6 protein-coding genes are annotated in these 12,509 nt (G+C 67.8%); 3 read left to right on the top strand and 3 right to left on the bottom strand.

Translation table 11 applies throughout. The features are described 5' to 3' along the window. Positions 1–38: 38 nt before the first annotated feature. Both EGK63_RS07645 and gltB read left to right on the top strand, forming a co-directional pair. Positions 39–1,472, top strand: coding sequence for an NAD(P)-dependent oxidoreductase (locus EGK63_RS07645; protein ID WP_125900807.1), 1,434 nt, complete (start codon positions 39–41; stop codon positions 1,470–1,472). Continuing rightward, positions 1,469–6,010 carry a glutamate synthase large subunit gene (gltB, locus tag EGK63_RS07650; RefSeq protein ID WP_125900680.1) on the top strand — a complete coding sequence of 1,514 codons (4,542 nt, stop codon included), beginning with the start codon at positions 1,469–1,471 and terminating at the stop codon, positions 6,008–6,010. Before EGK63_RS07645 ends, gltB begins: the two co-directional genes overlap by 4 nt. Positions 6,011–6,096: 86 nt before the next feature. On the opposite strand, the gene EGK63_RS07655 is transcribed toward gltB, so the two are convergent. Beyond that, positions 6,097–6,759: a TetR/AcrR family transcriptional regulator gene (locus EGK63_RS07655; RefSeq protein ID WP_234288803.1), complete on the bottom strand. Its 663-nt coding sequence runs from the start codon at positions 6,757–6,759 to the stop codon at positions 6,097–6,099. Positions 6,760–7,187: 428 nt separating this feature from the next. Here EGK63_RS07655 and EGK63_RS07660 point away from each other — a divergent pair, with 428 nt between their 5' ends. Next, a complete protein-coding gene (locus tag EGK63_RS07660) occupies positions 7,188–9,314 on the top strand; it encodes a M13 family metallopeptidase (protein WP_125900681.1) in 2,127 nt (708 codons plus the stop codon). Positions 9,315–9,702: 388 nt separating this feature from the next. Here the strand turns inward: EGK63_RS07660 and hisS are convergent, their stop codons facing one another. Beyond that, on the bottom strand, positions 9,703–11,187 hold the full coding sequence (hisS, locus tag EGK63_RS07665) for a histidine--tRNA ligase (protein WP_125900682.1): 1,485 nt from the start codon (positions 11,185–11,187) through the stop codon (positions 9,703–9,705). Between the two features lie 57 nt (positions 11,188–11,244). Continuing rightward, positions 11,245–12,465 (bottom strand): DUF418 domain-containing protein, encoded by a 1,221-nt coding sequence (locus EGK63_RS07670; protein ID WP_125900683.1) that lies wholly within the window; start codon positions 12,463–12,465, stop codon positions 11,245–11,247. Between the last annotated feature and the right edge of the window lie 44 nt (positions 12,466–12,509).

Below are 12,509 nucleotides of genomic sequence, written 5' to 3' on the forward strand. Positions count from 1 at the left end.
ATTTGCGCGTTGAGAAAATATATCCGTCTAATGTGCACATGCAAAAAGGCGGACGATCCAACCCTGGCGGTTTCCTGATTGAACAGCGGCGGCTTGAGAAACAGCCCGCCGAGCAGCGCGTACGCGCCTTCACGGAGATCACGCTCAAACCGACCGCCGCTGGCGGGACGGCCCAGGCGTCGCGCTGCACCGACTGCGGCGTGCCCTTCTGCCAAAACGCCTGTCCGCTGCAGAACAACATCCCCGACTGGCTGGCCCTGTCGGCCGACGGCGACCTGCGCGAGGCCTGGCGCGTCGCCTCGGCCACCTCGACCATGCCCGAGATCTGCGGCCGCATCTGTCCGCAGGACCGTCTGTGCGAGGGCGCCTGCACCCTGCAGCGGTCCGGCTGGGACGGCGTCACCATCGGCTCGGTCGAGGCCTGGATCGCGGATGTCGCCTTCGACAACGGCTGGGTCGAGCCCATCCGCCCCCTGGCCGAACGCGGCCAGAGCGTCGCCATCGTCGGCTCCGGCCCGGCCGGCCTGGCCGCCGCCGACCGCCTGCGCAGCGAGGGCTATCAGATCACGGTCTATGACCGTCACGACCGCGCCGGCGGCCTGCTGACCTACGGCATCCCCGGCTTCAAGCTGGAGAAGCGCATCGTCCAGCGCCGAATCGACCGCCTGGTCGAGGGCGGGGTCCAGTTCGTGCTCAACACCAACGTCGGCGTCGATGTGACGATGGACGAACTGCGGTCGCGCCATGACGCCGTCCTGCTGGCCATGGGCGTCTATCAAGCCCGCACCCTGGCCGTGCCCGGTCGCGGCCCGCACGACACCGTCGCCGCGCTCGACTTCCTGATCGCCCAGAACCGGGTCGACTGCGGCGACGCCGCCGACGCCTCCGCGCCCCACGCCGCCGGTCGCGATGTCGTCGTCGTCGGCGGCGGCGACACGGCCATGGACTGCGTCCGCACCGCCGTCCGTCAGGGCGCGAACAGCGTCGTCTGCCTCTATCGCCGCGACCGCGACAACATGCCCGGCTCGGCCCGCGAGGTGCAGAACGCCGAAGAGGAAGGCGTCCGCTTTGAATGGCTTGGCGCGCCCAAGGCCCTGATGTCCAAGGGCGAGGCCGTCGTGGCCGTCCGCGCCCAGCGCATGGCCCTGACGGACGCCGCGCCCGGTGGCCGTCGCGACATCGCCCCCGTGCCGGACTCGGACTTCGACCTGCCCGCCGACCTGGTGATCGAGGCTCTGGGCTTCGAGCCGGAGGCCTTCGCCGAGCAGCTCGACGCCGACCTCGGCCTTACCAAATGGAACACCCTGCAGGTGGCGCGCGGCGGTTTCGCCACCACCCTGCCCGGCGTGTTCGCCGCCGGAGACGCCGTGCGCGGCGCCTCTCTCGTCGTCTGGGCCGTGCGCGACGGCCAGGACGCCGCGGCCGAAATCGACCGCTACCTGCGCGCGCGTACCGAGGAAGCCGCGGCATGACCGACGCATCGCAATCCCACTGGCTGGCCCGGTATGAAGAGAACCGCGCCCGCCTGATCGAGGGCGGCGCCTATGACCCGTCGTCCGAGCGCGACGCCTGCGGCGTGGGCCTGGTCTGCGCCATCGACGGCAAGCCGCGCCGCGAGATCGTCGAGATGGCCATCAAGTCGCTGAAGGCCGTGGCCCACCGTGGCGCGGTGGACGCCGACGGCCTGTCCGGCGACGGCGCGGGCGTCATGATCGAACTGCCCCAGGCCTTCTTCGCGACCCAGGTGCGCGCCGTCGGCCAGACCCTGCGCCCCGGCCCCATCGCCGTGGGTCAGGTCTTCCTGCCGCGCACCGACCTGGGCGCCCAGGACCACGCCCGCGCCATCGTCGAGGCCGAGGCCATCCGCTCGGGCTTCTACATCTACGGCTGGCGCCAGACCCCGCTGGACCTGTCGGTCGTCGGCGTCCGCGCCGACGCCACCCGGCCCGAGATCGAGCAGATCATGCTGGCCGCCCCAGAGTCCCTCCAGGGCGAAGGCATGGAGATCGAGGAACTGGAGCGCGAGCTCTTCCTGTGTCGCCGCCGCATCGAAAAGGCGGTGCAGGCGTCGGGCCTGAACGGCTTCTACCTGTGCTCCCTGTCGGCCCGCTCCATCGTCTACAAGGGCATGGTCCGCGCCGAGCTGCTGGGTCAGCTGTATCACGACCTGAACGACCCCACGGTCGAGGCCGGCTACGCCGTCTTCCACCAGCGCTATTCGACCAACACCTTCCCCGAGTGGAAGCTGGCCCAGCCCTTCCGCATGCTGGCCCACAACGGCGAGATCAACACGCTTCAGGGCAACCTGAACTGGATGCGCGCCCACGAGATCCGCATGGCGGCCTCGGCCTTCGGCGAGCGTGATCAGGAGGTCAAGCCGGTGGTCCAGCCGGGCGGCTCGGACTCGGCGGCGCTGGACAATGTCTTCGAGGTTCTGGTCCGCGCCGGGCGCCCCGCCCCCCTGGCCAAGGCCCTGCTCGTGCCCGAGGCCTGGTCCTCGGACGACGTGGTGATGAAGCCCGAACACCGCGCCCTCTATGCCTACTGCAACGCCGTGATGGAGCCGTGGGACGGCCCCGCAGCCCTGTGCGCCGTCGACGGCCGCTGGGTCGTCGCCGGCAAGGACCGCAACGGTCTGCGCCCCCTGCGCGCTGTCGAGACCGTGGACGGCCTGCTGCTGGCCGGCTCCGAAGCCGGCTTGGTCCCCCTGCCCGAGGGCCGCATCAAGCGCCGTCTGCACATCGGCCCCGGCAAGTTGATCGCCGTCGATCTGAAGCACGGCCGCCTCTACGATGAGCATGAGGCCGTCGACGCCCTGGCCGCCGCCCAGCCCTATGAACAGTGGCTGGAGAACATGGTCGACCTGGAGCCCATCATCGGCCCCGGCCCCGAGCCGCGCGCCGCCACCGGCGAGGCCCTGATCCGTCGCCAGATCGCCGCCGGGTTCAGCCGCGAGGATCTGGACCTGCTGTTGGACGTCCTGGTCCGTGACGGCAAGGAGGCCGTGGGTTCCATGGGCGACGACGCCCCGCCCGCCGTCCTATCCAGCCTGCCCCGCCCCCTGGCCCACTACTTCCGCCAGAACTTCTCGCAGGTGACGAACCCGCCCATCGACCCCCTGCGCGAAGCCGGGGCCATGAGCCTGAAGACCCGCTTCAAGAACCTCGGCAACATCCTGGCCCAGGACGAGGCCCAGACCGAGGTCTTCGTGCTGGACAGCCCGGTCCTGACCACCGGCATGTACCAGCGCCTGCTGGGCGTCGTCGCCGACGGCTCGACCACGGTGATCGACTGCACCTATCCCGTTCCGGCCGAAGGCGACCGCCCCGGCGCCGGCCTGCGTCAGGCGCTCGACCGCATCCGCGACGAAGCCGAGGCCGCCGCGCGCGAGGGCGCCACCCTGATCGTCCTGACCGACGAGCACGCCTCGGCCGAGCGTCTGGCCGCGCCGATGATCCTGGCCACCGCCGGCACCCACGGCCGCCTGATCGCGGCGGGCCTGCGGACCTATTGCTCGCTGGTCGTGCGGTCGGCCGAGACCCTGGACCCGCACGCCTTCGCCGTTCTGGTCGGGGTCGGCGCCACCGCCGTCAATCCGTGGCTGGCGCAGGAACTGTTCCAGGAGCGTCTGGATCGCGGCGCCTATCCGGGCCTGACGCTCCACGACGCCTGCCTCAACTACAAGCACGGCATAGAGGCGGGGCTGCTCAAGGTGCTGGCGCGCAAGGGCATCAGCATCATCTCCGCCTACCGCGGAGGCTGCGAGTTCGAGGTCTTGGGCCTGTCCCGCGCCCTGGCCGCCGAGTTCTTCCCCGGCGCGCCGTCGCGCATCTCCGGCATCGGCCTGGCCGGTCTGGAGCAGGCGGCGCTAAAGCGTCATGCCGTGGCCTTCGGCGCGGCGGTCCCCTCCCCGTCGATGGGCGGCTTCTTCCGCATCCGTGCGGGCGGAGAAGCCCATGCCCATGACGCCAAGACCATCCACCTGCTGCAGGACGCGGTGAACCGCGGCGACTACAAGCGCTTCAAGCAATACTCCGCCGCCGTCCGCGAGCAGCCGGATCTGGCCCTGCGCGACCTGTTGGACTTCAAGGATGGCCTGACCCCCGTCCAACTGCACGAGGTCGAGAGCGTCTCGGACATCCGCCGCCGCTTCCTGTCCCAGGCCATGTCCCTGGGCGCCCTCAGCCCTGAGGCCCATGAGACCCTGAACATCGCCATGAACCGGATGGGCGCGCGCGCCGTTTCCGGCGAGGGCGGCGAAGACCCGGCGCGCTACGTCCCTCGTCCGAACGGCGACAACGCCAACTCGGCGGTCAAGCAGGTGGCCTCGGGCCGCTTCGGCGTCACCGCCGAATACCTGAACCAGTGCCGCGAAATCGAGATAAAGGTGGCCCAAGGCGCCAAGCCCGGCGAGGGCGGCCAGCTGCCCGGCTTCAAGGTCACCGAGTTCATCGGACGGATGCGCCACGCCGTTCCGGGCACCACCCTGATCAGCCCGCCGCCGCACCACGACATCTATTCGATCGAGGATCTGGCCCAGCTGATCTACGACCTGAAGGCGATCAATCCCGACGCCAAGGTCACGGTCAAGCTGGTCTCGGCCACCGGCATCGGCGCCATTGCCTCCGGCGTGGCCAAGGCCAAAGCCGACGCCATCCTGATCGCCGGCCACAACGGCGGCACGGGCGCTTCACCCCAGACCTCGGTCAAGCACGCGGGCATGCCGTGGGAGATCGGTCTGGCCGAGGCCCATCAGGTGCTCAGCCTGAACCACCTGCGCTCCTCGGTCAGCTTGCGCGCCGACGGCGGCATCCGCACCGGTCGCGACGTGGTCCTGGCCGCTCTACTAGGGGCCGAGGAATACGGCATCGGCACCTCGGGCCTGATCGCCATGGGCTGTCTGATGGTGCGTCAGTGCCACTCCAACACCTGCCCGGTCGGCGTCTGTTCTCAGGACGAGCGCCTGCGCGCCAAGTTCACCGGCACGCCGGAAAAGGTGGTCAACCTCTTCACCTTCATCGCCGAGGAGGTGCGCGAGATCCTGGCCTCGATCGGCGCCCGCACCATCGACGAGATTGTCGGCCGCACCGACCTGCTGCGTCAGACGCGGCGCGGCGGTTCGCATCTGGACGACCTGGACCTCAACCCCCTGCTGATGAAGGTCGACGTCGACCGGCCCGGCCGCTGGGCCGACAAGGCGCGCCAGCCGGTCCCCGAGAGCCTGGACGCCCAGGTCTTGAAGGACGCCGCCCCCTTCCTCGAGCGCGGCCAGACGCTGGAGCTGTCCTATCCGCTGAACAACACCCAGCGCACGGCGGGCGCCGGGGTCTCCTCGGCCATCGTCCGCAAGTTCGGCCCTCAGGGTCCGCAGGGCCGCCTGAAGCTGAAGCTGGAAGGCATCGCCGGTCAGAGCTTCGGCGCCTTTGGGGCCAAGGGCCTGATCCTCGACGTCACCGGCGAGGTCAACGACTACGTCGGCAAGGGTCTGTCGGGGGCCGACATCCATGTTCGTCCCCATGAGTGGCGCGCCGACCAGCAGGTCTGCGGCAACACCACCCTCTATGGCGCCACCTCGGGCCGTCTGTTCGTGGCCGGCGCGGCGGGCGAACGCTTCGCCGTCCGCAATTCCGGCGCCGAGGCCGTAGTCGAGGGGCTGGGCGCGCACGGCTGCGAATACATGACCGGCGGTCGTGTGGTCGTGCTCGGCGCGGTCGGCTGGAACCTGGCGGCGGGCATGAGCGGCGGCGAATTGTTCGTGCTCGACGCCGAGGGCCGCGCGGTTCAGGCGCTGAACGGCGACATGGCCGGGGTCGGTCGCATCGACGCCGAGGCGGAAGGCAGGCTCAAGGCCCTAATCGAGGCCCACGCCGGCGCCACCGGCTCGCCTCTGGCGCGACGCATTCTGGCCGGCTGGTCGACCTACGCGTCGCGCTTCGTCCGCATCGCGCCCAAGACCGTCCTGACCGCGGAGAGCGCCATTGTTGACGTTAGGCTGACGGAAAGGGCGTAAGTCGGCCACAGCCGCCCTGAGCCCGTCGTGAAAAAGGGCCGCTCGCCTCTCGGCAAGCGGCCCTCGAATACTGTCGCAAGCGAAAGCTACTGACGCGCCGTCTGGCTCGACAGGATCAGATCCAGTTGCTTGCGCACATGCGGGGTCAATTCCTCAACGCCCCAGCCGTCATAAGCAGCGTAGCGGAAGTTGGAAATGAAGACATCCCAGATCATGCGCGGCAGCAGCGTCTGGTCGATATCCTGGCGAAGCTCACCTTGCCCCACGGCCGCCTGCAGCACGTCCTGAATCCAGACTACCAGCGGACCAACAAAAGCGCGCGAGCGCTGATCGGCGTCTTCCGGTTGGAACCAGGAACGGGCAACCATGGCCTGCATCAACGGCAGATGGCCCAGAGAGCGGTGATAACCTGCGGTCAGGGCTGCCGTCAGGCGATCCGTCACGCGAGCATCGGCGCCCGCGTCGCCGGCGCGCATGTCGTTCAGCAAGCCTTCCATCTCTTCAGCAAAGACCGTCTCGAACAGTTCGGCCTTGTCCTGGAAGTTGGCGAAGACGGCGCCGGTCGACATGCCCGCGCCCTTGGCGATGTCGCGGATCGTCGCCGCGTCATAGCCGCGCTCGGCGAAAAGGGTCCGCGCCGCGTCCAGCACCTTGAGGCGCGTACGAACCTTCGCCGCCTGGCGGCGGTTCATCCGCGGCGGGGCGACGGTTTCGACGGTTTCGGCAAGAGTGGGGGAGGGCACGCGCATAGACAGGTGGCTCTGGGCTTAAATGGGTGGCGCGCTCGGCAAGCCAGACCCTGCCTGCTTGACATGGGTCCGAACCTTAAGACGACGGGCGCCCCTGAAACTAAGGGCGAACTTTCATCACCGAACAATGACCAAAATGGGTCATGGCGGGTAAAAATCTCTGCCCTGCCTAAGCGGAGCAATCAAGAAGCCTACGCAATTATACGAATGACTATCACGTCATATGAACAACGATACGGCTTTTCGGGCGAAAAACTATAGTTTTGCATACATCTACTTACACCCTCATAAATGGGCAGAGCGTCGCGCCCCCGCCGCCGTAGGGAGAGAGCTCTCGCTCTCAGCATGAATTTTTTTTAAGACAGCGGCTCCGCGCATCCGGCCTAGGCTCGGCGGCACGGTTCCGGGGCTGAAATGAGGAAACACCCATGAAGAAACTGCTTGTCGGCGTCGCCGCCGTCGCCCTTCTGGCGCCGGGCGCGGCCCTGGCCCATGATGGCCATGACCACGCCTGCATCGACGACGCCTGTTCCGTCTTCGAACTGTTCCAGACTCCAGCCGCCCAGGGCGGCGCCTCTGGCTGGCAAGGCACGGAAGCGCCCCGCTACGGCGCCTGGGGTTTCGATCTGGCGGGACGCGACACCTCGGTGAAACCGGGCGACAGCTTCTTCCGCTACGCCAACGGCGCGGCGCTGGACCAGTTGACGATTCCGTCGGACCGCACCTCCTACGGCTCCTTCCCCCTTCTGCGTGAGCTGTCTGACAATCGCATGAAGGCCCTGATCCAGAGCCTGGTCGCGCGCACCGACCTGGCCGCCGGATCGGACGAAGCCAAGATCGCGGACGCCTATCGTTCCTACATCGACGAAGCCCGCATCGAGGCGCTGGACGCGCAACCGCTGCAGCCCTTCCTGGCCGCCATCCGCGCTGCCGACACGCACGAGAAGATCGCCGCCTACATGGGCCAGACGCAAGGCCGCGTCGGCTCATCCTTCTTCGGCACCGGTATCACAATCGATCAGAAGAACCCGACCCGCTACGCCGTGACCGCCGGGCAGTCGGGCCTGGGCCTGCCCAACCGCGACTACTATCTGGACGCTCGCTTCGCCGACAAGAAGGAGAAGTATCAGGCCTACGTCGAGCGGATGCTGACCAACATCGGCTGGACGGATCCGGCGGGTTCTGCGGCCGCCATCGTCGCCTTGGAAGACAAGATCGCCGAAGCTCACTGGACGCCGATCGAGAACCGTGATCGTGACAAGACCTATAACGAGTATTCGATTCAAAGCCTGGCAGCCGAAGCGCCCGGCTTCGACTGGACCGGCTACTTCAACGCCGCCGGCCTGGGCTCGATCGATCGCCTGATCGTGCGCCAGAACACGGCGATGCCGAAGATCGCCGCCATCTTCGACGAGACGCCGGTCGCCACTCTACAGGCCTGGCAGGCCTTCCACACCACCGACGACGCCGCCGGCAGCCTGTCGAAGCGCTTTTCCGACGCCCAGTGGGAATTCCGTTCGCGCGACCTGTCGGGCCAGCCCGAGCAGCGCAGTCGCGAAAAACGCGCCATCAGCTTTGCGGAAGGTTCGCTGGGCGAAGCTGCGGGCCGTCTTTACGTCGCCGAATACTTCCCGGCGGAATCCAAGGCCAAGATGGAAGAGCTGGTCGCCAACCTGCGCACCGCCCTGTCGCACCGCATCGACAACCTGACCTGGATGGGCGCCGAGACCAAGGCGGCCGCCCAGGAGAAGCTGCGCAAATTCACCGTCAAGATCGGCTATCCGAACAAGTGGCGGGATTATTCGGCGCTGGAGATCAGGGCCGACGATCTGTTCGGCAACACCCAGCGCCTGGGCCAGTTCATGTGGAACTACCAGCTCAACCGCCTGAACAAGCCGGTCGATAAAGATGAGTGGGGCATGACCCCGCAGACGGTGAACGCCTACTACAACTCAGCCAATAACGAGATCGTGTTCCCCGCGGCTATTCTGCAGCCGCCCTTCTTCGATCCGAACGCGGACCCGGCCGTCAACTACGGCGGCATCGGCGGCGTGATCGGCCACGAGATCGGCCACGGCTTCGACGACCAGGGCTCCAAATCCGACGGCGACGGCGTGCTGCGCAACTGGTGGACCGAGCAGGACAAGGCCAACTTCAAGGCCCTGACCACGCGCCTCGGCGCCCAGTACGACCAGTTCGAACCCCTGCCCGGCTTCCACGTCCAGGGCGGCCTGACCATGGGCGAAAACATCGGCGACGCAGCCGGCACGGCGGTGGGCCTCGAAGCCTACCACCTGTCGCTCAACGGCCAGCCCTCCCCGGTCATCGACGGCGTGACGGGAGACCAGCGCTTCTTCTACGGTTGGGCTCAGGTATGGCAGTCGAAATACCGCGAGGACGCCCTGAAGAACCAGATCGCCACCGACCCGCACAGCCCGGCCGAATTCCGGGTCATCGGCCCGGTGCGCAACATCGACGCCTGGTACGAAGCCTTTGGCGTCAAGCCCGGCGACAAATACTACCTGAAACCGGAAGACCGCGTTCGTATCTGGTAAGGCGACGCCGGATTAATGAGAAAGGGCCGGAGCCGCGACGCTCCGGCCCTTTTGCATTGGCGCACTCCCCCGCACCGCCGCGCCCTTGCATGACGGCGCTCGAAGCGCCTCGCCCACCTTATCAAACAACCGTCGAGAACCCTGACTTCCAGACATGAAAAAGCCCGCTGCGGGGGATACATCGCAGCGGGCCTTCACGCTCTCTAAGGAGCGGACGTTTCCTCCCCGAAACGCCTTCAAGATGTCGCTGCGACGGTGCGCTGCGCCTCTTGAGTGAGACCAAATGACGCCTTCCGCTGCCCTACGTCAACCAAACCCTGGCCCAAAGCGCATCCTTTTATGACTAAACGTTGATAAGTCACGCTGTCGTCATGGATATTATCGAAGTTTATTCGATAATAGAACGAACCACCGCGACCAGCTGATCGCGGGCCACGGTCTGCTGACCCGGACGCTCGGCCTTCCAGGCGTTATTGTCCGTGATGGCGGCGGCGCGGGCGCGTCCGGCGTCCAGATCCTTGATCGTCACCTGACCGGCGGCGATCTCGTCTCCGCCCAGGATGACGGCGGCCGGGGCGCCGCGCCGATCGGCGTATTTCATCTGCGCCTTCATGCCCGCCCGCCCCAGATACAGCTCGGCCGGAATGCCCGCCGCGCGCAGTTCGGACACGGCGTCGAGATAGTGCCGCATGTCGTCCTCGGAGAAGACGATGGCCACCACCGGCCCGCGCGTCTCGTCCTCGGCGCCGCGACCGGCCGCGCGCAGGGCCGAGGCCAGACGCGACACGCCGAAGGAGAAGCCGGTCGCCGGGGTCGACTGGCCGGTGAAACGCGACACCAGGTCGTCATAGCGCCCGCCGCCGCCGATCGAGCCGAAACGCACTGCGCGCCCCTTCTCGTCCTTGGTGTCCAGCAGCAGTTCAGCCTCGAACACCGCGCCGGTATAGTATTCCAGCCCGCGCACGATGGTCGGGTCGAAACGCACGTCGTCCTGCGACACGCCCATGGCGATCAGGGCGCGGTCGATGGCGGCCAGCTCCTTCAACGCTTCTTCGCCGGCGACGCCCAAGAAACCTGAACGCGCGGCGCCCGACACGGCGTCCAGCACGCCTGCGCGGCTGAGGCCCGGTGTCTCGGCCGAGGCCAGAAACGCCTCGATCGCCCCGATCACCGAGGCGGGCAGGTTGGCGCCCTTGGTATAGTCGCCGGACTCGTCCAGACGGCCCTCGCCCAGCAGCAGACGCACGCCCTCGACGCCGAGGCGATCGTATTTGTCCACGGCCCGCAGAGCCGTCAGGCGCTGCATCGGATCGGTGATCCCGCCCGCGTCGAACAGGCCGTCGAACAGCTTTCGGTTGGAGACGCGGATCACCGCCTGCCCGGCCTCCAGGCCCGCGGCGCGCAGGCCTTCGCAGCCCATGGCGATGATCTCGGCGTCGGCTTCGGGCCGGTCGGAGCCGACGGTGTCGGCGTCGCACTGCCAGAACTCGCGGAAGCGGCCCGGTCCCGGCTTCTCGTTGCGCCACACCGGCCCATAGGCGTAGCGGCGGAACGGCTTGGGCAGGGTCTCCCAGTTCTGCGCGGCGAAGCGGGCCAGCGGCGCCGTGTGGTCATAGCGCAGGGCCATCCACTGATCGTCATCGTCCTGAAGCGCGAAGACGCCCTCGTTCGGACGGTCGGCGTCGGGCAGGAACTTACCCAGGGCGTCGGCGTATTCGAACGCCGGCGTCTCCAGCGCCTCAAAGCCCCAGCGCTCATAGACCTCGGACACGCGCGCGACGATGCGGCGCTCGGCGGTCAGGTCGCGGCCGCGACGGTCGGCGAACCCGCGCGGCGCGCGAGCTTCGGGGCGGTTGGAGGCTTCGTCGGTCATGAGGCGGCGATTAAGCCATCAGTTCCGTCGCCGCAACTCGCCGCCGCCCCTTCCCGCTCAGGCCGCGCGCCTCAGCGGCAGGTCGCGCCCATAGCTGAGGCGTCGCCACAGCCACTCGAACGGCCCCATGGTGAACTTCGACAGCCACAGCGGCGACCAGATCAGCTGCAGCGCCCAGACGCCGACGACGATGGCCCACTGCATCGGATAGTCGACCTGGCCGAACAGACGCGGTCCCCACGGCATGTAGAAGATCGTGGTCATGATCAGGGTCTGGGTCAGATAGTTGGTGAAGGCCATCCGCCCCACCGGCGCCAAGACCTTGCGCAGCCAAACCACGCCGCGCGTCGTCGCCAGGATCAACGCCGAGGCGTAGGCCAGGGTGATGATGATCGGATAGGAGGCGACGACCGCCGCCCAGCCGCCGGTGGCCTCGACGCCTGGACCGGCCTGGATCTCCAGCCACTCCAGAACGCCCAGCAGCGCCAAGACCGCCGCGCCGCCCGCCATCAGCATCGCATAGACGCGCGTCGGAACGCGGCCATGGAAGAAGCCCGCCTTGAACAGGCCCAGCCCCAGCATCATCAGCGGCACGGTCGAGAAGACATACATCAGCAGGCTGGCGCCCTGGGCGAAAGCCCAGGCCTTCAGGTTCTCCAGCGCCGCGCCCGCCCAGCCGCTCTGGTAGGCGACGATGGAGGCGGCGACCGCGCCATCGGCAGGCCCGCCTTCGCTCATGGCCTCCGGGAAATGCGCCATCGTCATCATCAGGCCCGCCTGAAGCGTAGCCAGCAGAACGGTCGCCCCGGCGCCGATCCAGATCAGCGGCTTGGCAGGCATCGACCGCATCAGCATCACGAACAGCCCCGACCAGGCGTAGAGCAGCAGGATATCGCCGTACCAGAAGGCCAGGCCGTGGATCAGGCCGAACAGAGCCAGGAACATCAGGCGACGGCGCAGGACGCGCCCCTTGGCCTCATCGCCGCGCTCGCCGCCGACCAGAAAGATCGACACGCCGAACAGCATGGAGAACAGGGTCACGAACTTCTGGCGGAAGAAGACATCGACCGCCCACTGCGCCACGCCCGAAGTCCCCACGACGGCGGGAAAGGGCGATTGATCCGGCGCCGATTCCAGGATCACCATCGGCAGGGCGAAGGCCGCCGCATTGACCGCCAGAATGCCCAGAACGGCCGCGCCGCGCAGCACGTCCAGCGTCACGATCCGCTGGTTCGCCGCCACCGGATTCGGCTCGGCCGTCGTGACCTGGTCCCTCATGCTCCCCCCGTTCGTCGCATAGGGGTTCAGGCTTAGGCGGGACG

Origin of the sequence: Brevundimonas sp. 357 (assembly GCF_003938605.1) — a bacterium.
GTDB lineage: Bacteria > Pseudomonadota > Alphaproteobacteria > Caulobacterales > Caulobacteraceae > Brevundimonas.

Coding starts and splice junctions, on each gene's coding strand:
- EGK63_RS07645 (WP_125900807.1), top strand. CDS start 39: ATGCAAAAAGGCGGACGATCCAACCCTGGCGGTTTCCTGATTGAACAG.
- gltB (WP_125900680.1), top strand. CDS start 1,469: ATGACCGACGCATCGCAATCCCACTGGCTGGCCCGGTATGAAGAGAAC.
- EGK63_RS07655 (WP_234288803.1), bottom strand. CDS start 6,759: ATGCGCGTGCCCTCCCCCACTCTTGCCGAAACCGTCGAAACCGTCGCC.
- EGK63_RS07660 (WP_125900681.1), top strand. CDS start 7,188: ATGAAGAAACTGCTTGTCGGCGTCGCCGCCGTCGCCCTTCTGGCGCCG.
- hisS (WP_125900682.1), bottom strand. CDS start 11,187: ATGACCGACGAAGCCTCCAACCGCCCCGAAGCTCGCGCGCCGCGCGGG.
- EGK63_RS07670 (WP_125900683.1), bottom strand. CDS start 12,465: ATGAGGGACCAGGTCACGACGGCCGAGCCGAATCCGGTGGCGGCGAAC.